Source organism: Bacillus sp. AFS023182, assembly GCF_002560575.1.
GTDB classification, from domain to species: domain Bacteria; phylum Bacillota; class Bacilli; order Bacillales; family Bacillaceae_G; genus Bacillus_A; species Bacillus_A arachidis.
In genome coordinates this window covers 22,538-44,978 of record NZ_NTRO01000028.1, presented here as the reverse complement: position 1 = coordinate 44,978, position 22,441 = coordinate 22,538, and the positions used below count along the sequence as shown (strand labels likewise).

The following is a 22,441-nucleotide window of genomic DNA, read 5'->3' as shown; positions in this document are numbered from 1 at the left end:
TTTTATTCAATCTTTACAACCTTTATAATTCACCTTATTAACTAGCTTCCAAATGCTCTTTTTCTGATTCCATTGCGCTTTTACTATTAAAATATACCCAAATGCAAGCCAAGAATAAAAGCGATGCTGTAGAGAAGAATACATATTGAAATCCAGCATGTGCGGCAATCTGTCCTCCGAGTACTGGTCCAATCATATTTCCTAAAAACTGAAAGGATTGATTATATCCAAAAATACGTCCAGTCACATGTTGTGGTGTATGTTGTTTAAGTAGAGTTTGTACGGAAGGTAACAATCCAGCTTGTGCAATCCCTAATAGAAAACGCAATATTAATAATTGCCAAGCAGCTGTCACAAACGCTTGTGGGATAAAAAGAATTCCTGCGACGCACAATGCTACAATTAACGTTTTTTGAGGGCCAATATGATCCGATAATCTTCCGAGTTTAGGAGCTGCTAAAATGACTGCTAGACCTGTTGCAGATATCACCGCCCCCGCAATTATCTCAATATGATCCATATGAGGACACGCTAAATGTTTCACATACAACGTAATAATAGGTTGTATGGACATATTTGCAAGTTGAATCATAAAAGTTGCTACAAATAGGCTTATAATAAAATGTTTCGCCGGGACCATCGTCCATACTTTTTTTGGTTGCTCTTTTTTTGCTTGAACAGAATGATTCGATTCATGTAAAAAGAAAAAAACAATTAAGAATGAAAGAAATAAAAAAGCACCCGTTACTAAAAATACATGACGCATTCCGATTAATTCAGACAAATAGCCACCAAGCATCGGGCCAAGTAAGGAACCACTTACACCACCGGTTGATATAGTAGAAATTGCCCAACCTGAATGCTCTTTTGGTGTTTCTGCTGCTATAAATGTGATTGCAGTCGAAAGAAATCCTGACACTGCCCCCATAAAAAAACGAAGTGCAACTAATTGATATACATTTGTAACAAATCCCATAAGCGTCATAATCATCGCCATACCAAGACTCGCACGAATAAGCATCAATTTCCGGCCATGTATATCACCGAGTTTCCCCCATATCGGCGATACAATTGCGCCCATTAAAAATGTTACACCAAATGCAATTCCTGACCACTGTGCAATTTCAGATGTTCCCGTTACGCCTAGATCCTCAATATAAAAGGATAAGAATGGTATCACTAAGCTCATACCTGCCGCCGTAGTAAAACAACCAAGCCAACAAATCATTAAATTTCTTTTCCAGCTGGCCATTTTCGCACCTTCTTTCTTAGATACCCATTCTACACCTTTCTACTGAAAAAGTTTAGCAATACGATTCAAAAGAACATATATGTTATTGAAATAAACTAGCAGTTCAGCTTAATAAGAAAAATCATGCATTTTTACTACAGGATTTTGATTAAATCTTATTCAAAAACTGCAATAACATGTAAGAACAATAAACAACCCTCCTATTGCTTCTGTAACATTTCTACTCAAAGTAATCTCTATATAATATGTATTACTTGCGCATCACAACTCTCCTCGTAAAACTCAATCGGACCTGCCTGACCAATCACTGCATATTCATAACCAATTTGCTTCATTTCAGCCAAGCATCTATGTAATAGTTCTCTTCCTACACCATTTACACGATTATTTTTAGCGATTCCCATCGGTCCAAACAGCCCCTTCTTTCCTCTTACAATATCATAACAAGCAAAACCAATAATCTTTTTCTCTTGCACTGCGATATACATTGGAATTTCTTGATATATTTGAAAACCATTATGAATTGCATCAATCCATCTTTCTCCAAATTCAAACATAACAAATTGAAGAAGTTCTTCTAAATCAGATTGAACAACTCGTCTAACATTGCAAAAGGCATGTTTCATACTTGTTGGTATTTCATAACTATTCAAATTTACAGTCATATCTCTTGGTACTGAAACAATCTGTAAAATACTTTGTTTCATATCTTCGTCTATTAGACTTGCAATTGTCTCATCTTGCTGAAGGATCACGCTTAAAATATGTCCTTCATTCAGATATAATTGATTAAATCGCGCCATCTTATGTTTAGCTAATTGTAATATCTCCATTGTTTTATAAGAAACTTTGTATCCTTGTACTTCTATATATCTTTTATCCTGAAAGCCCGCCTGTTGTAATTGTACAAATTCCGTTACAAAATCTAGCCCTATATTATGAAATAAATACATATATAATTCACTACAAACCCCTGTTCCTTCTTTATACGCTCCTATAAATAAATCTAACGGACGAATGATGTATTCATTATATTTAGATTCTTTGCTTGCAATTTGAAACATTCTATTTACTCGTTTTGTGAACTGGAATTCTCTCATATGTATTCTCCCTTTTACAGCAACTGTTTAAATATATACTTAACTCCCGTATCATCAGACTTTATATCCCATTCAATATCCATCTCTTTCGTCATAACTGCAATAATGGATAATCCAATTCCCGCACCTTTATTTGGCGAATGAGTATTTTGAAAACCTGGCCCATGGTCAACAACTGTAATTGTTTTTTCCTCATGGTTTACATATACTCCTATAAATTTCCCATCAGCTGCATGCCTAACTACATTTTGAATTATATTATCTATAATTCTTTGAAACCAATTTTCATCGATGTTCCAAAACAATTGCTTTTCTGGAATCACAATATCAACCTCAAAACCTTTCTCATCTAATATGTCATACCATGATGCAACAAGCTTTCTCATTAAACGTGTCATATCCGATCGTTCTGGATGATATGGATATTTCTTTGCCGTTATTAAAGAATAAGATAATAAATTCTCAATTAATTCTGCCACATAATTTATTTTTTCGTCCATTAACATCATTGTTTGATACCCTTTTACCGAAATCACTTCTTCTTTCAATGAATCTATTTGTGCACGCATTATCGTTAATGGTGTCCGTAAATCATGAGAAAGATCGGCAATTAATTTTCTACGAAATTGTTCCTCTTCCTCCTCCTTCAATCGACTTTGCAGTAAAGCCTCTACCATACGATTAAAAGACTCTTCTAATAAACCGATCTCGTCTTGCTTTGATATAGAAATTTTTGACGGAAGTGTCTGGTCATGAGGAAGTTCCATTGCTTTTTGTAGCTTTAATAATCTTTTTCTAATCTTAAGAAAAAAGATGATAGAGATAATGATAAACGTCGTAAAACATCCAATAATAACCATTCCAAAAACAATTTCATATCTTTCACGTATTTGAGTAATTGGTGCTTTCACATATTTCCTCGGAATTTGAAATACCATAAACGCCCCTTGTTTCTCTTTTCCAATGTAAGATACAACTGTAAATGGATCCCCTTCAAAACTCCTTTTCATAAACGCAACTGCATCACTTGCACTCCACTCCTGTGGAATATTTTGTTTTTCAGGAATTTGAAGGTTCGTTTTCCCTTGACTATCCACCCAAAACATTGATCCTTCTGGATATTTTTCTTGAAACTCTCGAAAAGTTCGCTCAATTCCTTCAGAATTTTTTTCGTGTAAATCTATCGCTTTATTTCTCCATTCCTCTTCTATTTGCACACTTGAATATGCAACTTTAAAATCTTCTATCCACTCTATATATTTAATAAAGAGAAACGAACTGAGTGGGACAATAAGAGGTAACATTATAATCGCTATAAATATGATAAATAGGTACTTTCGTAATAATGATGTACTTTTTATCATACTTTACACCGATAGCCTATCCCACGTATTGTTTCTATTATTTGAGGGCTACTAGGGTTTCTTTCTATTTTTTCGCGTAAATGACGGATATGAACCATCAATGATTTATCCCCTTCTATGTAGGATTCATTCCATACCGCTTCAAAAATTTGTTCTTTCGTTAATGTACGATTCATATTCTTCATCAAATAAAAAAAGATTTGATGCTGCTTTCCTGATAAAACAATTTCTTCACCCGTGTCTGTATCAACAATCCGGTATTCTTTCATAAATACTTTTAAATGTTTCACATGTTGCACTTCTGCTCCATCTTTATTGTACCGCCTTAATAAAACTTCAATACGTGCCATTAACTCTTTTGGATGGAATGGCTTTGTTATATAATCATCAGCAAATGTTAATCCATATATTTTATCTTCTAATGTTGTTCTTGCAGTTAGCATAATAATAGGGGTATCTGGATATTCCCTTTTAAAACGTTGACCAAGTGTAAAACCATCAAGACCTGGCAACATAACATCTAAAACAATAACATCTGCTATTTCACATACTTCATTGGCACCATTCTCTGAAGTAAACCATGCAACTTCATACTCTTGTTTTTGCAGTTCCCTTTTGACCCATTCCCCAATCTCAAGATCATCCTCAACATATAAAATGTGTGTCATTTTTTCACCCTCATATATAAATTTAACCGTTCTCTTCCATCATAAGAAATACAACACGATTTGAAAACCAATACACTCCAAAATTAGGTAATGCTGTATAAATTTAAACAAATCTTAAACTCTTCTAACATTATCATTAACCTTTATTTCCTATACTTGATTTGAGGTGATAGGAATATGAATTATATTTTGGAAACGACAGGGTTAACAAAAAGATATCGAAATGATTATGTAGTACATAACGTAGATTTAAAAATTCCAAAAGGAGAGATTTATGGATTTCTCGGGCCTAACGGAGCTGGTAAAACAACTAGTATTCGTATGCTTTTAGGCCTTATTAAACCAACGCAAGGAAGGGTCACTATATTTCAACAAGATTTAATGAAAGAGCGTTTATCGATACTATCTAAAATTGGAGCTCTTGTTGAAAATCCATCTTATTATGCCCACCTAAATGCCCTTGAGAATTTAGAGGTTTACCGGATTTTAAGAAATGCTCCGAAAGAAAAAATTGAGGAAGTGCTACAAATTGTCGGTTTACAACATGCTTCCAAACAAAAAGTAAAAGAATATTCATTAGGAATGAAACAACGGTTAGGAATTGCCATTGCCTTACTTGGTGATCCACAGCTATTAATTTTAGACGAGCCGACAAATGGACTCGATCCAGAAGGGATTCATGAAATTCGTATGCTAATTAAACAACTGGCGAAAGAAAGAGGAATTACCATCCTTATCTCTAGTCACTTATTAAGTGAAATTGATCAAATGGCAACTTATGTTGGAATTATCGCAAAAGGAAAGCTTATTTTTCAAGATAAAATAGAGATATTGCGCCAGCACGCTCAGCATTCTATTACACTTAGGACAGACAAACCAGATGTAGCTTGGAAGCTCATTCTCGCTAAAGGGATTCCTTCTATGCAAGAGGAAAATCAAATTATTCTATCAAATGTATCAAATGAAACTGTTGGCGAAATTGTAAAAACACTTGTAACACATAATATTTCTGTATTCCGAATTGAAGAAAATAAAAAGTCACTCGAAGAGATATTCTTACAGCTTATAAAGGAGGAAGAGACACATGTACAAACGCCTCTTTCAATCTGAGCTTTTAAAAATAAAAAGGAAATGGATTTGGTTTTTAATCTTTTTAGGACCAATGGGTGTTATTTCTCTTCAAGCATGTAACTTTTTTCTTCGATATGATTTTTTGACAAATAAATATGCGAAGGATTTATGGAGCGGCCTCATTTCTGAAGCTCAACCGCTTGCTCTCACAACTCTTATATTAGGAATTACGATCGTTACTTCTTTAATTGCACACATAGAGCATCATTCTAGTTCATGGAAGCATCTCTTATCCTTACCTATTAATAAGGGGCATATTTTTCTAGTAAAATTCATACTGGTATTTTTCCTGCTTACTGTATCTTGTTCTTTATTATTGATTGGTATAATTGGATTGGGTTTAGTATTACAATTCGATGCTTCAATTCCATGGCTTTCTATATTTAAAATGAGTTTCTATCCTTATTGGTCGGCACTGCCAATTGTAGCTCTTCAACTATGGATTGCCATCATATTTCAAAACCAAAGTATCGCATTTACAATCGGACTGTTAGGAACTATTTTCACAATGTTTTCAATAGCTCTTCCCAATTGGTTTATATGGAGATGGCCAAGCCTACGCATTGACTGGGGATCTCCACTTCTATGTGTAGTAATAGGCCTAATCGTTGGTATATGTATGTTATGTATTGAAACAGCAGATTTTACTAGAAGGGATGTGCATAAATAATGCTTTGGCTTAAAACCATACAAGCTGAATTTTATAAAATAAAAAAAACCAAAATATGGACATTACTATTTTTAAGCCCGACTTTAGCAGGAGTAATAGCTTATGCAAATGCCTCAAACTATCCCGATTATAAACATTGGGAGCTAATTTATAATATCATGATACTGGTACATGGTATGTTGCTTCTTCCATTATTAACAGGCATTTTCACTGCATTTATTTGCCGATATGAACATTCAAACGGGGGATGGAAACAACTTTTGGTGCAGCCGATAGCAAGGTATCATACCTATATAACAAAATTTTTCTTTGTTCTCTTATTTGTAGGTACAATGCAAATTCTCTTCATTATAAGCTATGTTAGTGTTGGACAACTTTTACATATATCTAGTCCATTCCCTCTCATTCCTACAATTAAAAGTATTATAGGCGGTTGGATTGCTACTCTGCCTTTAATCGCCTTACAATTATGGGTTTCAACCATCTGGTCTAGCTTTGCGGCACCAATTGCTTTAAATGTTATAGCTTCCATACCCGCTATGGTAATTGCAAATTCTGCAAGGTTTGGTCCCATTTACCCATGGTCCCAACCTTTTCTTGCAATGCTTCCTAAAGAAGGATCTGGGCTGTTTTATATCTCTTTTCAAACACTGGTATTTGTCGTAATTGGGAGCTTTGTGATTTTATTTATAGGTGGCTTTATTCATTTCATGAAAAAAGCATATTAATTTTTACATACAAATAGTCCACAACTGTTCCAAAACAGTTGTGGACTATTTAGCTTAATTAAACATACAAATTATATCCATACATAATAGAAACAATTATTCCAACTACAAGTATCCCTGGCAATAAGTTTGCCACTTTAATTTTAATAAAACCAAGTAAATTTAATCCGATTGCAAAAATCATAATTCCGCCAGTTGCAGCCATTTCTATGATAAACTGATTCATTAGCTTTTCTGGTACAAAGCTATTAATTTGCGTCGCGAAAATCGCAATACCTCCCTCATATAAAACGACTGGTATCGCTGAAAATAGTACGCCTATTCCAAGCGTTTTCGTTAAAATGAGAGAAATAAATCCATCAATTATTGCTTTTGTAAATAGCACATCATGATTTCCACGAATACCACTATCTAAATCCCCATTGCACCGATAGCAAAGATTAATGTAGCTGTTACAAACCCAAGGGATATACTACCTTCCCCTTTTGAGCCAACCTTTTTTTCTAACCAATCTCCTAAACTCTTTAATTTCTCTTCTAACTCCAGCCATTCTCCAGCCACTGCACCAATAACAAGACTTATAATTACAACAAGAAAGTTTTCACTTTTCAATCCCATTTGAAGACCAAGTACAGTAACAGCTAAACCGATTGTATGCATAACTGTCCCTTTCATACTTTCCGGAATATTGCTTAATAGTTTACCTAAGATAGTACCAATTATGATACAAATTCCGTTCACTACCGCTCCTAATATAACCATTGTGCCTTTCCCATTCTCTTCAACCATTATATTTCTAATTTTTATATCTACCATACAACAAAATACAAGGATTTTTAACAGAATTTTCAAAACTTTATAAGTAAAATTGACTTATGTATTGTATTCTTTCATCGTTTCATGTTACCGTAATATTGCATACACTATGAGAGGAGCTCTCAATACATACCTATAATCTAACAGACGTATCTTTCAACCTACATATCATGTCTAGCATACATAGACTATTAAGCACTTACTCATTTTCTTACATATCATATGAAACTCTTATCAGCAAATTTTCTAAAGGTCAGTCATTATATAAAGGGAAACTTTAATCAGCCCTCACCAATCAAGATTTTACGGGCAGCCCGGAAATAGCGGGCGAATATTGAAAAAAGGAAAGATAACTATGACAACTTTATTTAAACGATTTATTTTAATTGTAATTCTTATTACGCCAATTGTTTTATTGATTAATAACTCCTTTACATCAAAAGCAAAAGATGCATCCGGAGTCGAAAATAAAAAAGAAAAAACAAAGAAAAAAGAAGATCCTGAAATTACACTTACGTTCTCTGGTGATACAATGTTTGATTGGCAATTGCGACCGGTTATTCAAAAAAACGGAGCTGATTATCCATTCCAACACGTAAAAGATGAAATAGCAAAAGCTGATATTTCCTTTATAAACTTGGAATCTACATTTACAACACGTGAGAAAAAAATTCCGGGTCAACAATTCTGGATTAAAAGCGACCCTGCCACCTTACAAACTATTAAAAATACCGGCTATGACATTGTCAATATCGGGAACAACCATACACTCGACTATGGACAAGAAGGTTTAATGGATACGATATCTCACGTAGAAAATCTAAAACTTCCTTATATTGGAGCAGGAAAAAATGCGAATGATGCATACACAGCAAGAGAAATTACAGTGAAAGGGAAAAAATTCAAATTCCTTTCCTTCGTTCGTTTCATGCCTGACTTTACCTGGGTAGCTGGTAAAGACAAGCCAGGTGTTGCAAATGGATATGATATCAATCAAGTCACAAAAACGATCAAAGAACAAAAGAAAGACGCTGATTATCTGATTGTGTATATGCATTGGGGCGTTGAAAAATCAAATAGACCTGTAGACTATCAAAAACAGTATGTACCGAAAATAGTCGAAGCTGGTGCTGATGCGATTGTTGGAAGTCATCCACATTGGTTACAAGGATTTGAATATTACAACAATGTCCCTGTCGCTTATTCGTTAGGAAACTTCTTGTTCCCTAACTATGTAAAAGGAAAAAGTGCTGAAACGGGTGTATTAACTCTTACCTTTAAAGGAAAAGACGTACAGATGTCATTTAATCCTTACATCATTCGTAATAATCAAATTTCACCAACTACTCCTGAGGAAAAGAAAAAAGCATTACAATATTTACAAACTGTTTCAACTGATGTAGAAATTGATGAAAATGGAACAATTAAAAACAAACGTAGTTAGAAAAAAGGAAGCTTTTGCATAAAAAGCTTCCTTTCTCTTTGTATATTAAATTAACAAATCAAACAAAACAGGATTTTTATTTAACTCCATAAATTGAATATTATTTTCTTGAAAACGGGTAATTAACGGCTCATAATCTTCTTTATGTTTTAGCTCTATCCCAACAAGCGCAGGCCCATTTTCTTTATTATGTTTTTTAATATACTCAAAACGAGTGATGTCATCTTCTGGTCCTAAACCTTTATCAAGAAATTCTCGCAATGCTCCTGAACGCTGCGGGAATTCAATAATAAAATAATGTTTTAATCCTTCATAAATGAGAGAGCGTTCTTTCATTTCTTGCATTCTATCAATATCATTATTGCCACCACTTAACGTACAAACAACGGTTTTCCCTTTAATTTCATCCTTGTAAAAATCGAGTGCTGCAATTGAAAGGGCACCAGCTGGCTCCGCAACGATTGCATTTTTCTTGTACAATTCTAAAATTGTTGTACAAATTTTTCCCTCAGGAACCAACACAATATTATCCAACACTTCTTTACAAATTTCAAAAGTCAATTTCCCTACTTTTTTAACCGCTGCCCCATCAACGAAACTATCAATTTTTTCTAGGGCTACATTTTCATTTTGTAAAAAAGCCTCTTTCATCGATGCTGCTCCCTTTGGTTCTACACCGATTACTTTTGTAGCAGGACTCACACCTTTTACATATGTACCAATACCTGATGCTAAGCCCCCTCCACCAATTGCAGCAAAGATGTAATCAACAGGTTTCTCCATATCGTGTAAGATTTCAACAGCGACTGTCCCTTGTCCTGCGATTACATACGGATCATCAAATGGATGAACGAACGTCATACGATTTTCTTCACAATAGCGCTGCGCTTCTTGAAAAGAGCTATCAAATGTATCCCCGACTAATACAATTTCCGCATAAGCACCACCAAAAAATTGTACTTGTGATACTTTCTGCTTCGGTGTTGTTGTTGGCATAAAAATTTTCGACTGAATCTTCAATAAATTACACGTATATGCAACTCCTTGCGCATGATTCCCAGCACTCGCGCATACAACACCATTTTGCAATTGTTCTTTCGACAAACTTTGAATGACATTGTAAGCACCACGAATTTTAAACGAACGAATCACTTGTAAATCTTCCCGTTTTACATATACGTCACATTCATATTTCTCAGATAAAACTGAATCCCGTTGAAGCGGCGTTTTATTGACGATATCCTTCATATGATTATGAGCCACAAGGATATCTTCGATTTTCACTCTCTCCTTTACATTTTGCACCATCTCGTATCATTCCTTATCTCTTTTTTATATCGGTTCAATCAAAATTTTGTATTTTCAATACTGCACCTGTATTTGCTGATGTTACCATTTGTGCATAGCGTCCAAGCCATCCTGTTTTCACTTTTAACTCTGGTTTTTTCCATTCTTTTCTACGTTTTTCTAATTCTTCATCACTTACCCTCACTTCAAGTAAACGTTCTTCTACATCAATACATACGGTATCACCGTGCTCAAGAAGTGCAATTGTCCCGCCGGCAGCAGCTTCAGGTGAAATATGCCCTACTGAAATACCTCGTGATGCCCCTGAAAAACGACCATCTGTTAACAGTGCAACATCTGCACCTAATCCCATACCAGCAATCGCCGAGGTTGGGGCTAACATTTCTGGCATCCCAGGTCCACCTCTTGGTCCTTCATAACGAATAACAACAACATCTCCCTTTTTCACTTTACCTAGCATAATCCCTGCAAGTGCCTCGTCTTGAGATTCAAAAATAACGCATGGTCCTTCAAAACGTTTCACTTCTGTTGCACCACTTTTAATAACAGCCCCATCTTTTGCAAGGTTTCCTTTTAATATACGCAGGCCACCTTCTTCACTATGAGGATTTTCAAGAGAATGAATGACTTCTTTATCATGAATTTCTGCATGAGCAAGGTTTTCTCTTAATGTCTGACCAGTAGCTGTAATACGGTCCAGATGGAGTACACCCTCTTTTCTACTTAACTCTTTTAAAATAGCACTGATGCCACCCGCACGATCAATATCTTCCATATGCCAATTAGAAGCCGGACTCACTTTACATAAATGTGGAACGCGTCTTGAAACTACATCAATTCGGCTCATATCATATTCAAGTCCCGCTTCCTGTGCGAGTGCTAACGTATGTAATACCGTATTTGTTGATCCCCCCATCGCCATATCTAATGCAAATGCATCATCAATCGCCTCTTCTGTCACGATATCTCGAGGTTTAATATCACGTTCAATTAATACTTTTAATTTTTCAGCTGCTTGTTTAATAAGTTCCTCACGTCTTGGATCAGTTGCTAAAATACTCCCATTCCCAGGAAGTGCAAGTCCTAATACTTCACATAAGCAGTTCATTGAGTTTGCAGTAAACATACCTGAACAGGAACCGCAAGATGGACAACCATGATCTTCAATATCCTTTAATTCTTCTTCTGAAATTTTTCCAGATTGATAAGCTCCTACTCCTTCAAAAACAGAGCTTAAGTCGACTACTTCACCTTTCGATGTTTTCCCAGCTGCCATCGGTCCACCTGAAACAAATACAGTCGGAATGTTAACACGTAATGCCGCCATCATCATACCAGGTGTAATTTTGTCACAGTTCGGAATACAAATCATCCCATCAAACCAGTGAGCATTTACTACCGTTTCAACCGAATCCGCGATTATTTCACGGCTTGGGAGCGAATAGCGCATACCGATATGTCCCATCGCAATCCCGTCATCTACCCCAATTGTATTAAACTCAAATGGAACCATTCCTGCTGCACGTACGGCTTCTTTTACAAGGCGACCAAATTCATTTAAATGTTTATGCCCTGGAATAATTTCAATAAAAGAATTACAAATGGCTACAAAGGGCTTATCAAAATCCTCATCTTTTAAACCAGTTGCTTTTAATAAACTTCGATGTGGTGCTTTATCAAAACCCTTTTTAATCATATCGCTTCTCATTTTTCCAAATCCTTTCCTGTTCACTTTTATTCATCTAATTTCACTCTATTTTTTTACTAACTTTTTTCCTTCTGACCCCTGAATCCAACTCATCATTTCACGGAGTTCCACTCCTACTTTTTCAAGTAGATGATTTTGCTCTGCTTTTTTCATTGCATTATAAGTCGGGCGCCCAGCTTGGTTTTCTAGAATCCATTTCTTTGCAAATTCGCCTTGCTGAATCTCCGAAAGAACTCGTTTCATTTCTTTCTTCGTTTCATCTGTAACAATTCTAGATCCTGTTACATAATCACCAAACTCTGCTGTATCTGAAATAGAATGGCGCATATTCGTTAAACCGCCTTCGTACATTAAATCAACAATTAATTTAAGCTCATGTAAACATTCAAAATACGCAATTTCCGGACGATATCCTCCTTCTGTTAACGTTTCAAAACCTGCTTTTACAAGTGCCGTTACCCCTCCGCATAATACAGCTTGTTCTCCAAATAAATCCGTCTCTGTTTCTTCTTGGAATGATGTTTCAATTACACCAGCACGTGTACAACCAACTCCTTTTGCATATGCAAGAGCAACATCAAACGCTCTCCCAGTTGCATTTTGATGAACCGCAACTAATGCAGGGACCCCATTTCCTTCTTGGAAAACACGGCGAACAAGATGTCCTGGACTTTTCGGCGCAACCATCGCTACATCTACGTAACTTGGTGGCTGGATTTGTCCAAAGTGAATATTAAATCCATGTGAGAAAAGTAACATTTGTCCTTCACGAAGATTTTCTTCTACTTCATTTCGATATACATGCGCCTGCTGTTCATCTGGCAATAATACTTGCACAACGTCTGCGGTTCGTACCGCTTCTGAAACTGGCATTACTTCAAAACCATCCGCTTTCGCTACCTCAAATGATTTCCCTGGACGAACTCCGACTACAACACGAACTCCAGAATCACGTAAATTTTGTGCTTGCGCATGACCTTGTGAACCATAACCAACTACCGCCACTGTTTTCCCTGCTAATACCTCTAAATTCGCATCTTGTTCATAATATGTTTTCATTTTCACATACACTCCTTATAATTTGTTTACTTGCAGAACATCAATTAACTTTTTCAACTGATTTACGAGCAATGTCGCTTCATTTTCTGTACAAACTGTTATAAGTTTCATTTCCGAAATCTCTCTTGTTTCTCCTTCATTTAAATTTAAAGAAGAAATATTATAACCACGCCGAGCAAAAATCCCACATACTCTTAGTAAAACTCCAGGATCGTTATTGACAACGAGTGAAAAAGTATGACTCATTCTTCCCACCTCTTCATAATCATTTCATGATTCCCTTTATTAGGAGGGACCATGGGAAATACGTTTTCGCCCTCTTCTACACAAAAATCAACAACAACTGGTCCTTGATGACAAAATGCTTCTAACATGACTTGTTTCGCTTCAATTGGATTTGTAGCGCGCAAACCTTTTACTCCATATGCTTCTGCTACTTTTACAAAATCAGGTGATCCAATCTGTGATTCTGATAAACGATTTTCATAGAACATCTCTTGCCACTGTCTGACCATGCCTAAAAACTTGTTATTAATAATAAAAACTTTCACTGGAATATTATTTTCAGCAATTGTTTGCAATTCTTGAATGTTCATTTGAAATGAAGCATCTCCCGCAATACAGACAACTGGCTTATCCTCAAATGCAAGCTGAGCACCGATTGCTGCTGGGAATCCAAACCCCATCGTTCCTAGTCCACCAGATGTTAGAAATGTTCGCGGTTTTTGCGCCTTATAAAAATGCGCTGCCCACATTTGATGCTGTCCGACTTCTGTGGTCACAATTGCTTCACCATTTGTTAGTTCACTTACTAAATGAATCACATGCTGCGGCTTTAATTTTGATTCACTCTGTTCATATGACAGCGGGTATTCTTCTTGCCATGTTCTTACTCTCTCTACCCATGCATCAGTTTGACATGCTACTCGCATATCTACTAACATCTGCATCGCTCGTTTCACATCCCCTACGATTGGATATTCTACCGTCACATTTTTATGAAGTTCCGCTGGATCAATATCGATATGTACCTTTTTCGAATGAGGTGAAAATAACTCTAACTTTCCTGTGACTCGATCATCGAAACGAACTCCAAATGCAAGAAGCAAATCACATTCCGTTACTGCCATATTTGCAGCATACGTCCCATGCATACCAAGCATCCCTAAAAACAGAGGATCTCCTGGTGGATAAGCACCAAGTCCCATTAAAGTTGAAACGACTGGAATTTGATTCCGCCCCGCAAATGTTAGAAGCTCTTCAGATGCATCTGCATGAATGACACCGCCGCCGATATACAGTAGCGGGCGATCTGCTTTTGAAATTGCCTCTGCCACGCTCTCCAGCTGCATTTTGTCTGGTTCGATCCGTGGCTTATAACCAGGAATTTGAACTTCTCCTTCAAAAACATTCGTTACAATAGAATTTTGAACATCCTTTGGAATATCAATTAACACCGGACCCGGCCGTCCACTTTTGGCAATATAATATGCTTCTTGCAATATACGTGATAACTGATTTACATCCCGTACTTGATAATTATGTTTTGTAACCGGCATTGTAATTCCCACAACATCCGCTTCTTGAAATCCATCTTTTCCAATGAGAGGTGTCGCTACCTGACCGGTAATAACAACTAAAGGAATCGAATCCATATATGCATCTGCTAAACCAGTAACTAAGTTTGTAGCCCCTGGACCGGAGGTAGCAAATACTACCCCGACCTCCCCAGAGGCTCTCGCATATCCTTCCGCACCATGAATGGCAGCTTGTTCATGACGCGTTAACATATGTTTCAAACCACTGTCATACAGCGCGTCATAAACTGGTAAAATAGCTCCGCCCGGATAGCCAAACACGGTTGTTACACCTAATTTTTTTAAGCAGTGAATCACATGTCCGGCACCTGTTACTTTTTTTACTTCTCCGCTATATACTTCATCACACACTGCATGTTGTTCCACCATTTCAATAACTCCTTCCCCTGTTTGTTAAGCTAAACTTTCTGCTAGTCCCGGAACGCGCACTCCTCGCTCTCTCGTTAACTTTTTAAATTCTTCCGTTAACTGTTTTGTTACTTCCCCTGGATTTCCATTTCCAATTTCTCTTGAATCCACTCTTACAACTGGAATTAATTCCGCTGCAGTTCCTGTTAAAAATACTTCATCTGCTACATATACATCGTGACGAGTAAATGGTCTTTCTTCACAAGGAATATTTAGCCGTTCACAAAGTTCAATGACACTATTTCTTGTAATCCCTTCAAGAGCTCCTAAATAGGCAGGTGGCGTTACTACTTTTCCATCTTTCACAATGAACACGTTATCTCCCGATCCTTCACAAACATACCCTTGTTGATTTAACATAAGCGCTTCAAGCACACCTGCTTGTGCTGCTTCAATCTTCACTAATACGTTATTTAAATAATTCATCGACTTAATACGTGGGTCAAGTGCGTCTGGCATATTCCGACGAGACGCAACCGATACAACGCTAAGCCCGTTATCATAAAACTCTTGCGGGAACAACTTTAACTGTTCCGCAATGATGATGACACTTGGTTTCGTACAGCTTCTTGGATCCAGCCCTAAATCCCCTTTTCCTCTTGAAACAATTAATCTAATATATGCATCTGCATATTCATTTTTTTGTAGTGTCTGTAAAACTGCTTGTTCCATCTCTTCGATTGTCATTGGGATTGTTAGTAAAATCGATTTCGCAGATTCATATAAACGCTTTAAGTGTTCTTTTAAACAAAATACATTTCCTCCGTAACTACGAATCCCCTCAAATACGCCGTCTCCATACAAAAATCCATGATCATAAACAGATACAACAGCCTTTTCTTTCTCTACTAATTCTCCATTCATATAGATATACTGGTTTTTCATCCTACATCGCTCCTCTTTTTTTATCTCTTTATGTGCAATCCATCTTTGTATCGATTGCTGAGAAGAATATATTTTTCTAAATCTTCTGTAAATTAATTATAAAAATATCCTCGCCTCAACAATCGATTTTCTACAAACGTGTAATAATCCATTGCTGAGACGAGGGAATCGTGGTACCACTCAGCTTCCTTATACTTCTCGCGAAATACAAGCTCTGTAAGTCCTATTAGACTTTTGTTCTTTTATCGTGAACAACTCCGCTGCGCTCTACTCAGTTTTTTCGAGGGCAGTGCTCTGAGGTGATTTTCAACCGATACAATTGTTACCACCCTCACAGCCACGGGGCAGCTCTCTGAAACAATCTATATCGTTTACTCTCCTCTTCTTTGCATTACTCTATTCTCTTTTCTAAAATAAAAACTCTCGCCTCAGCAATCNNGATTGCTGAGGCGAGAGTTTCGCGTTACCACTCAGCTTCCTTATATTTCTCACAAAATATAAGCTTTGTAAGTCCTATCAGACTTTCATCCTTTTACCGGAGATGAAACCGCCGCCCTCTACTCAGTTTTCCTTTCGTAAGCGATGCTCCAAGGTGATTTTCAATGATTCGATCGTTACCACCCTCACAGCCACGGGGCAGCTCTCTGAAACTTTCGTAATCATCTACTTTTCCTCTTCCCTGCATATACAATATATAAAAGTTAGAAAATTCTCAATTCAACTTTAGTTGTTACACGTATTATAGGACTTTGATCTTTTCATTGTCAATATATTTTTCGAAAAATTTATATTTTAAATTATAATCAAAATATTTAAATGTGGATCTTTTTTGTTAAAACATAGATTTTGGTATGTTAAGAAGAAGCTTTTTTGCTAACCTAGCATCCCCACAGATTCTCTTGTACAAGAACCGAGCTACTAATAATTATCCTTCCTTAACTCTTGAATAAATTTAAGCGTTTCATTATACAAACCCAATTGATATCTATAGTGCTCTAATTCTGGTGAGATATTGATTTGTACAGAAATCGAAGATAAGTCTAATAAATCCAGATGAAATTTAGAAACCCTAAAATTTTGACGATCCTCTGAACTCTTATTGAGTTGATTTTCTATGTACCTTCCTAGCATTTGTAGTTGAATCGTCCATTGTTGTTGATCCGTTTTTGAAATGCAGTCTGTGTTAGACCAGTCACTAAATGTATTGATTATATTAGAAAGGTAGATATACCCTACCTTTAACTGCACAAGGAATTGTTCGTTTTGTTTTAATATTTGTTTTTTATTCTTAGCAAATGGATTCAATTTCAAACTTTTTTCCGCCAGCTTAAAATCTTTTTGCACTTGATGCAGTTCCTGAAGTAGGTTCGTCACATCTTTTCTTAACTGCTGCCCGTTAACAGAGCCACAATTCGTATTTACCCAATCAGCTGCTCTTTCAAACAACTGTACAAGATGAAATCCAAACTGACTTAAAGTCTGACGAGCTTCCTTCACATAATTGGGTGGGAAAATTATCATATGGATAATAACGGCAATAAGTGCTCCTATAATAGTATCTCTGATTCGATCTATGACATAATAATTTGTTTTATGAACAAAGACAAAAACTAATAAAATCGTTAAAGCCACTTGATGTATTATTGTTTTATGTACCCTTAGTACAACTGGAAGCAACATTCCTCCAAGCAATAATAATCCTATCGTCCACCCATTAACTTCTAAATGATTGATAATAAAAACGGTAACGGAAATCCCGAAAATAGTGCCGATAATTCTGTAAAAAGCATACATGGCAGAATGTTGGACTGTTTCTTGTATAGAAAGAATAACAGTCAGTGGTGCCAAATAAGGATGTTTTGATCCTAGCATTTTTGCTAATTCCCATGATAAACCAGAAGCTAAAGCTATTTTTGTTATCAGCATTACTCCTTTTAGTAGTCCAGTCTTTTTCTTACCTATGTTTCTTTTCATACAAACTCCTTTTTTCAAAAAATCACATTAGATAAAATTCCCTACACTTACTCTAAATCACAGACAATCCAGTTACCGAACATGAAACTTGATTATTTCACCAATACAAAAATAAATCGTACCTTCATGAAAAGGTGTATTTAACCTAAATACATGACTCTATATAAAAATAGCTACAAAAGTAAATTTAATTTATACCTACTATTCATGCCCTGTTCTATATTTTTTTATCCTTCCATTATCCATAGGACTATACTTTACAAGCAATCGAACTTCCCATAACAGGAATTATTGGAACAATGATGGTATAACATATAGAACTAATACCTATTCAAGCTGAAACTTTTTTGAATTGACGAAAATATGTTTCATGTTCATTTCCCACTTTTTCTGAAATTAATAGGTCATAAATTTTTAAGAATTCACACATTGTGACCTGTTTTTCTTTGCTGTAGAAGAGGAATTGTATTTAATTATTAAAGTACAATTCCTTGATTCGTCCTATTTTTAATGTGTTAGAGCAAGGAGGCATAAGTAATCATATGAGTTAATTTGTACATACAGATCAACACCGCCTCTTTGAAGCTCAAAGAAGTTTAAAAAAATCTGCATGAGCCTAGCGCATGAACTATACGAGAATATAAGACAAATCATTTTGTACGATAAAGGGGAGTAGATCCATGAATGATTTAAATAGTCTTTGCGGACAATTTGCTACAATTCTTAAAGGAAAAAGTAAAATAAATCAAAATGGTTGTTCGGTATCTTTACGTCGCAATTTTAATGTGCTTGTTCAAGGAAAGCTCAGTGGCAATGTAATACCTGTAGGAGTAAGTTTTGAATCTTTGGATCAAAGTGGAAATGCTTTAAATTTAGGAGAAATTGCTGTTTTACAAGAAGAAATCCCTTCATTTATGCGCGCAATTGTGCAACAGGGAATTATTGTTAGTGCTTTACACAACCATTGGTTATATACGAGTCCATTAGTCATGTACATTCATCTCCAATCAGTGGAACCCCCATTACATTTTGCGAAAAAATTAGCAAATTCTTTTTCAGCCTTAAGTAGTTATCCGGTTGCTGACACCGAGAGTTAATATTAGACGAATCATATGTATTTACCTTTACCAAACATGTTCTCACTGTCTACGATCCCTTTAACTTTCTTTACGTAATCTAAGAAGTGAGCAAGGTGCAATAGAGTACATTGCAGATACGGCTACATTTCTCGCTTCCCTGACAACCGTTGGGTTACCGGTCAATTGATCGATGTGAGTGGCGGCTCTTGCTTATAAAAACACATATTTGCAAATCTTTTTTATTGCGGAATAAAACAATTTATATAATACTAGATAAAACATATCTATTTAGGAGGATTACAGCAATGACAGAAAAAACATACGAACTCGCAACCTTTGCAGGTGGCTGTTTTTGGTGCATGGTAAAACCATTTGATGAGCTTCCAGGTATTCAAAAAGTTGTTTCAGGCTATGCTGGTGGTCATATCGAAAATCCAACATACAAACAAGTAAAAGCTGGAACATCTGGACATTTAGAAGTTGTTCAAATTACATTCGATCCTTCTATTTTTCCTTATCAAAAATTGCTAGATTTATATTGGCCACAAATTGATCCAACCGATAACGGCGGACAATTTTTTGACCGTGGTCCATCCTATCGCACAGCAATTTTTTATCATAATGAAAATCAAAAAGAGCTAGCTGAAAAATCAAAGCACGCGCTAGCTAAAAGTGGTATGTTTAAAGACCCAATTGTAACAGAAATTCGTCCACCCGCTCCTTTTTACGAAGCGGAAGAATACCATCAACATTTTTATAAAAAAAATCCTGAGAAATATGCTCAGGAGCGTAAAGAATCTGGTCGTGAAGATTTTATTAAGGAAAATTGGCAACAGAAATAATAAATGGACATCTTTAAGGCCGATGAAAAATAGTTTCATTGGCCTTTTTGTATTTCAGTATAATAATTAACTCCTTACTTATTCCCTTCATTTTTCAACTGCAACGCAATTAAACTAGCAAAATCATGCACAAGTGTTGCAGCTAAAAGCGACGTAATTTGCGATTGATCATATGGCGGTAATACTTCTACTAAATCGAAACCAATATAATTAAACCCACTTAATGAGCGCACCATATTTAATGTCTCACGGCTGTTAAATCCCCCCACCTCTAACGTACCTGTACCAGGCGCACAAGATGGATCTACAAAATCAATATCAAATGTTAAGAAACACGGTGTATCGCCAATCGTTTCCCTCATTTGCTTAAGAACGCTCTCAAAACCACGATTACATAATTCCGCTGTTGTAATGACGTTATATCCCAAGTCGCTACTAGCTTCTATATCACCAGGATGATTCAATGTTCCTCGAATTCCAATTTGAAATACTTTATCTGGTTGTAATAGCCCTTCCTCATGTGCACGTATAAACGGCGAACCGTGCCAATATTTTTCCTCATAATATGTATCCCATGTATCAGTATGAGAGTCGAAATGAATCATTGCTACCGGTCCATGAACTTTAGCTGCTGCACGAAGACTTGCTAATGTAACTGAATGATCTCCACCAAGTCCGATTGGAATAATTCCTTGATTCATTAAACCAAAAACAGCTTCTTCAATTATATCATAGCTGCGATGAATATTATGCGGAATAACAGACACATCACCAATATCAATCGCATTTGTGTCATCGAACGGATATACATGGTGAATTGGATGATATGGAAATAGCGTCATAGATGCTTGACGAATGGCTTGCGGAGCAAAACGCGCACCGACGCGAAAGGAAGCAGCCGTATCAAACGGCATTCCTAAAATTGCAACTTTTGCTTTTTCATTACTTGATGGCAATCTCATAAATGTACCTGTCGTACAAAACTCTGGTTTTACATCTGGAGTTAGTGGATATTTCATTTCTCATTTCCCCTTTTAAACATGATTTTTACATTTAAAAGAAACTTACTTTAAATACCTTTTTCTTTTATTACAATGCAAAAATTGTGCCATTTAAAAAGTGATTCATTACTTTCTCTCCGTACTTTTTTATCTATGCAAAATTGAATAAATCATGACATAACGCATAAAAAGGACGAAAGATATTCGTCCTTTTTATTTTCTATATTTATCACTCCAGCTATAATTTATTTTCTCAATCTCTCAATAAAATCATTCAACCTATCAAGCGATTTCATATTCTGATTACAAGCAATACTATCTTGACAGATATAATTTCCTTTTTTAACAAAAGTACCTGGTATATCCCCTTTTATTTCAACTAAAAACATTCCTACTTCTTCATGACCGTGGCACAATGCACAAATGCCTTTTTTATTTAAACTTTGGAACGTTCCTTGCAAACCAACAAACTTGTTTCTGTTTTTCGCTATAATAAACTTTTTACCAGTTCCTTTATCAATCCAACCTAGATATGACATTTCTTTCATATTTATTTCTTCCATTTCAGGGAGCTTCAGTTTTTTAGCTTTAGGAAATAACTTTTTTAACGCTTGCGGTGTAACTTCCTGAAAAGGAATGACATATGGGGTTAACTTGAGTAAAAATGCTTCTGCATCCTCTCTATTTTCAACTGTTAAAATCGTATCAATTAATTCTTTTTGTTCAGCAGTAAGATTTTCAAAAACATGTAATACTTTTTCTATTGCAAGTGACTTCAGGGCAGTAATAACACCTCTATCATTTGCTGTTGCATGCCCGTGCACTAGAATATGAGTTTGTGATTTTATAAAATTATATTGATCACTTCTAATAAATGCTTCCATTGTTATCACTCCATACAAATTGTTGATCTCTTATTATTTTATACAATAAACTCATTTTATAAAATGCAGAAAATAATTTAGAAACAAAGTTTACATAAAAAGCACTGATTATTTCATATAAAATAATCAGTGCTTACGTCATTTTTATTTAGAATACACTATTTTCTTAATTGTTTCATTCGAAAGAAAATATTCTTCAGCTAATTGATGAATAGATACTCCGCTTTTAAATGCATATTTAATCGCTCGATTCCGCTCATCAAGTTGCTTTCTTCCTCCAGATCGTGTACCCCATTTATAATGTGTATTTTCCTGTTTTGGAATATAAATTGTTTCACCTTGCACATACTTTTGAATTTCTATAATTAAATTTTCTGGTAAAACAGCCGCTGCTTTTACGTATTTCATTTCTGCTCGCCCCTTATTTTTTATGATTCATTTCAATAAGGTGCAAAGCCAAATATAAAAGAAATGATACGAGCTCATTTTGGCGATTGTATATTACTTGTCTACCTCACGCAA

20 protein-coding genes, 2 pseudogenes and 1 other annotated feature are annotated in these 22,441 nt (G+C 35.7%); of the genes and pseudogenes, 7 read left to right on the top strand and 15 right to left on the bottom strand.

Translation table 11 applies throughout. The features are described 5' to 3' along the window. Positions 1 to 37 precede the first annotated feature (37 nt). The 4 genes from CN288_RS14760 to CN288_RS14745 form a co-directional block, all read right to left on the bottom strand. A complete protein-coding gene (locus tag CN288_RS14760; protein WP_098302544.1) occupies positions 38 to 1,252 on the bottom strand; it encodes a multidrug efflux MFS transporter in 1,215 nt (404 codons plus the stop codon). 236 nt (positions 1,253 to 1,488) lie between these two features. Next, positions 1,489 to 2,352, bottom strand: coding sequence for a GNAT family N-acetyltransferase (locus CN288_RS14755; RefSeq protein WP_098302543.1), 864 nt, complete (start codon positions 2,350 to 2,352; stop codon positions 1,489 to 1,491). Positions 2,353 to 2,366: 14 nt separating this feature from the next. Then, positions 2,367 to 3,716 carry a HAMP domain-containing sensor histidine kinase gene (locus CN288_RS14750; RefSeq protein ID WP_255259982.1) on the bottom strand — a complete coding sequence of 450 codons (1,350 nt, stop codon included), beginning with the start codon at positions 3,714 to 3,716 and terminating at the stop codon, positions 2,367 to 2,369. Then, positions 3,713 to 4,384 carry a response regulator transcription factor gene (locus tag CN288_RS14745; protein WP_098302542.1) on the bottom strand — a complete coding sequence of 224 codons (672 nt, stop codon included), beginning with the start codon at positions 4,382 to 4,384 and terminating at the stop codon, positions 3,713 to 3,715. The genes CN288_RS14750 and CN288_RS14745 overlap by 4 nt, the downstream gene beginning before the upstream one ends. Positions 4,385 to 4,561: 177 nt before the next feature. Here CN288_RS14745 and CN288_RS14740 point away from each other — a divergent pair, with 177 nt between their 5' ends. From CN288_RS14740 to CN288_RS14730, 3 genes are read left to right on the top strand one after another with little or no spacing between them, the layout of a single operon-like run. Then, the gene (locus CN288_RS14740) at positions 4,562 to 5,494 is read left to right on the top strand and encodes an ABC transporter ATP-binding protein (RefSeq protein WP_026592027.1); all 933 of its coding nucleotides are present in this window, start codon (positions 4,562 to 4,564) and stop codon (positions 5,492 to 5,494) included. Next, positions 5,469 to 6,185, top strand: a complete 717-nt coding sequence (locus CN288_RS14735) for an ABC transporter permease (protein WP_098302541.1) — start codon at positions 5,469 to 5,471, stop codon at positions 6,183 to 6,185. The genes CN288_RS14740 and CN288_RS14735 overlap by 26 nt, the downstream gene beginning before the upstream one ends. Then, entirely contained in the window at positions 6,185 to 6,913 is a 729-nt protein-coding gene (locus CN288_RS14730; RefSeq protein WP_026592029.1) for an ABC transporter permease, read from the top strand. Before CN288_RS14735 ends, CN288_RS14730 begins: the two co-directional genes overlap by 1 nt. A gap of 58 nt (positions 6,914 to 6,971) precedes the next feature. Here the strand turns inward: CN288_RS14730 and CN288_RS14725 are convergent. Beyond that, a pseudogene (locus tag CN288_RS14725) lies at positions 6,972 to 7,675 on the bottom strand (DUF554 domain-containing protein). Positions 7,676 to 8,084: 409 nt separating this feature from the next. Between CN288_RS14725 and CN288_RS14720 the strand changes: the two are divergent. Beyond that, positions 8,085 to 9,173 carry a CapA family protein gene (locus tag CN288_RS14720; RefSeq protein ID WP_026592030.1) on the top strand — a complete coding sequence of 363 codons (1,089 nt, stop codon included), beginning with the start codon at positions 8,085 to 8,087 and terminating at the stop codon, positions 9,171 to 9,173. Positions 9,174 to 9,218: 45 nt separating this feature from the next. Here the strand turns inward: CN288_RS14720 and ilvA are convergent, their stop codons facing one another. From ilvA to CN288_RS14685, 7 genes are all read right to left on the bottom strand, one after another. Beyond that, entirely contained in the window at positions 9,219 to 10,481 is a 1,263-nt protein-coding gene (gene ilvA / locus CN288_RS14715) for a threonine ammonia-lyase IlvA (RefSeq protein WP_026592031.1), read from the bottom strand. Positions 10,482 to 10,515: 34 nt separating this feature from the next. After that, positions 10,516 to 12,189, bottom strand: a complete 1,674-nt coding sequence (ilvD, locus tag CN288_RS14710) for a dihydroxy-acid dehydratase (protein WP_098302540.1) — start codon at positions 12,187 to 12,189, stop codon at positions 10,516 to 10,518. Between the two features lie 45 nt (positions 12,190 to 12,234). After that, positions 12,235 to 13,248, bottom strand: a complete 1,014-nt coding sequence (locus CN288_RS14705) for a ketol-acid reductoisomerase (RefSeq protein WP_098302539.1) — start codon at positions 13,246 to 13,248, stop codon at positions 12,235 to 12,237. A 15-nt stretch (positions 13,249 to 13,263) separates the two neighbouring features. Next, positions 13,264 to 13,494: an ACT domain-containing protein gene (locus CN288_RS14700; RefSeq protein WP_026592034.1), complete on the bottom strand. Its 231-nt coding sequence runs from the start codon at positions 13,492 to 13,494 to the stop codon at positions 13,264 to 13,266. Continuing rightward, positions 13,491 to 15,215 carry an acetolactate synthase large subunit gene (gene ilvB, locus CN288_RS14695; protein ID WP_141527975.1) on the bottom strand — a complete coding sequence of 575 codons (1,725 nt, stop codon included), beginning with the start codon at positions 15,213 to 15,215 and terminating at the stop codon, positions 13,491 to 13,493. Before ilvB ends, CN288_RS14700 begins: the two co-directional genes overlap by 4 nt. Before the next feature lie 24 nt (positions 15,216 to 15,239). Further along, positions 15,240 to 16,139, bottom strand: a complete 900-nt coding sequence (gene ilvE, locus CN288_RS14690; RefSeq protein ID WP_026592036.1) for a branched-chain-amino-acid transaminase — start codon at positions 16,137 to 16,139, stop codon at positions 15,240 to 15,242. A 442-nt stretch (positions 16,140 to 16,581) separates the two neighbouring features. Then, positions 16,582 to 16,828: a binding site (T-box leader), on the bottom strand. 229 nt (positions 16,829 to 17,057) lie between these two features. Continuing rightward, positions 17,058 to 18,113 carry an FUSC family protein gene (locus CN288_RS14685; protein WP_026592037.1) on the bottom strand — a complete coding sequence of 352 codons (1,056 nt, stop codon included), beginning with the start codon at positions 18,111 to 18,113 and terminating at the stop codon, positions 17,058 to 17,060. A gap of 680 nt (positions 18,114 to 18,793) precedes the next feature. Between CN288_RS14685 and CN288_RS14680 the strand changes: the two genes are divergently transcribed. The 3 genes and pseudogenes from CN288_RS14680 to msrA all read left to right on the top strand — a co-directional run bounded on the left by CN288_RS14680 (position 18,794) and on the right by msrA (position 20,034). Then, positions 18,794 to 19,210, top strand: coding sequence for a DUF1259 domain-containing protein (locus tag CN288_RS14680; protein WP_098302538.1), 417 nt, complete (start codon positions 18,794 to 18,796; stop codon positions 19,208 to 19,210). A 94-nt stretch (positions 19,211 to 19,304) separates the two neighbouring features. Beyond that, a pseudogene (locus tag CN288_RS14675) lies at positions 19,305 to 19,408 on the top strand (SDR family oxidoreductase); the annotation flags it as partial. A gap of 89 nt (positions 19,409 to 19,497) precedes the next feature. Next, complete coding sequence (msrA, locus tag CN288_RS14670) at positions 19,498 to 20,034, top strand: peptide-methionine (S)-S-oxide reductase MsrA (protein WP_098302537.1); 537 nt, start codon at positions 19,498 to 19,500, stop codon at positions 20,032 to 20,034. Positions 20,035 to 20,108: 74 nt separating this feature from the next. Here the strand turns inward: msrA and speB are convergent, their stop codons facing one another. From speB to CN288_RS14655, 3 genes are all read right to left on the bottom strand, one after another. After that, the gene (gene speB / locus CN288_RS14665) at positions 20,109 to 21,053 is read right to left on the bottom strand and encodes an agmatinase (protein ID WP_026592040.1); all 945 of its coding nucleotides are present in this window, start codon (positions 21,051 to 21,053) and stop codon (positions 20,109 to 20,111) included. Positions 21,054 to 21,280: 227 nt separating this feature from the next. Beyond that, a complete protein-coding gene (locus tag CN288_RS14660) occupies positions 21,281 to 21,919 on the bottom strand; it encodes a FusB/FusC family EF-G-binding protein (RefSeq protein WP_090688363.1) in 639 nt (212 codons plus the stop codon). A 144-nt stretch (positions 21,920 to 22,063) separates the two neighbouring features. Beyond that, positions 22,064 to 22,327 carry a CD3324 family protein gene (locus tag CN288_RS14655; RefSeq protein WP_026592042.1) on the bottom strand — a complete coding sequence of 88 codons (264 nt, stop codon included), beginning with the start codon at positions 22,325 to 22,327 and terminating at the stop codon, positions 22,064 to 22,066. Positions 22,328 to 22,441 lie beyond the last annotated feature (114 nt).

Bases quoted from the DNA above. Each gene is read 5' to 3' on its own strand.
- CN288_RS14760 (WP_098302544.1), bottom strand. From the start codon at position 1,252: ATGGCCAGCTGGAAAAGAAATTTAATGATTTGTTGGCTTGGTTGTTTT.
- CN288_RS14755 (WP_098302543.1), bottom strand. From the start codon at position 2,352: ATGAGAGAATTCCAGTTCACAAAACGAGTAAATAGAATGTTTCAAATT.
- CN288_RS14750 (WP_255259982.1), bottom strand. From the start codon at position 3,716: ATGATAAAAAGTACATCATTATTACGAAAGTACCTATTTATCATATTT.
- CN288_RS14745 (WP_098302542.1), bottom strand. From the start codon at position 4,384: ATGACACACATTTTATATGTTGAGGATGATCTTGAGATTGGGGAATGG.
- CN288_RS14740 (WP_026592027.1), top strand. From the start codon at position 4,562: ATGAATTATATTTTGGAAACGACAGGGTTAACAAAAAGATATCGAAAT.
- CN288_RS14735 (WP_098302541.1), top strand. From the start codon at position 5,469: ATGTACAAACGCCTCTTTCAATCTGAGCTTTTAAAAATAAAAAGGAAA.
- CN288_RS14730 (WP_026592029.1), top strand. From the start codon at position 6,185: ATGCTTTGGCTTAAAACCATACAAGCTGAATTTTATAAAATAAAAAAA.
- CN288_RS14720 (WP_026592030.1), top strand. From the start codon at position 8,085: ATGACAACTTTATTTAAACGATTTATTTTAATTGTAATTCTTATTACG.
- ilvA (WP_026592031.1), bottom strand. From the start codon at position 10,481: ATGGTGCAAAATGTAAAGGAGAGAGTGAAAATCGAAGATATCCTTGTG.
- ilvD (WP_098302540.1), bottom strand. From the start codon at position 12,189: ATGAGAAGCGATATGATTAAAAAGGGTTTTGATAAAGCACCACATCGA.
- CN288_RS14705 (WP_098302539.1), bottom strand. From the start codon at position 13,248: ATGAAAACATATTATGAACAAGATGCGAATTTAGAGGTATTAGCAGGG.
- CN288_RS14700 (WP_026592034.1), bottom strand. From the start codon at position 13,494: ATGAGTCATACTTTTTCACTCGTTGTCAATAACGATCCTGGAGTTTTA.
- ilvB (WP_141527975.1), bottom strand. From the start codon at position 15,215: ATGGTGGAACAACATGCAGTGTGTGATGAAGTATATAGCGGAGAAGTA.
- ilvE (WP_026592036.1), bottom strand. From the start codon at position 16,139: ATGAAAAACCAGTATATCTATATGAATGGAGAATTAGTAGAGAAAGAA.
- CN288_RS14685 (WP_026592037.1), bottom strand. From the start codon at position 18,113: ATGAAAAGAAACATAGGTAAGAAAAAGACTGGACTACTAAAAGGAGTA.
- CN288_RS14680 (WP_098302538.1), top strand. From the start codon at position 18,794: ATGAATGATTTAAATAGTCTTTGCGGACAATTTGCTACAATTCTTAAA.
- msrA (WP_098302537.1), top strand. From the start codon at position 19,498: ATGACAGAAAAAACATACGAACTCGCAACCTTTGCAGGTGGCTGTTTT.
- speB (WP_026592040.1), bottom strand. From the start codon at position 21,053: ATGAAATATCCACTAACTCCAGATGTAAAACCAGAGTTTTGTACGACA.
- CN288_RS14660 (WP_090688363.1), bottom strand. From the start codon at position 21,919: ATGGAAGCATTTATTAGAAGTGATCAATATAATTTTATAAAATCACAA.
- CN288_RS14655 (WP_026592042.1), bottom strand. From the start codon at position 22,327: ATGAAATACGTAAAAGCAGCGGCTGTTTTACCAGAAAATTTAATTATA.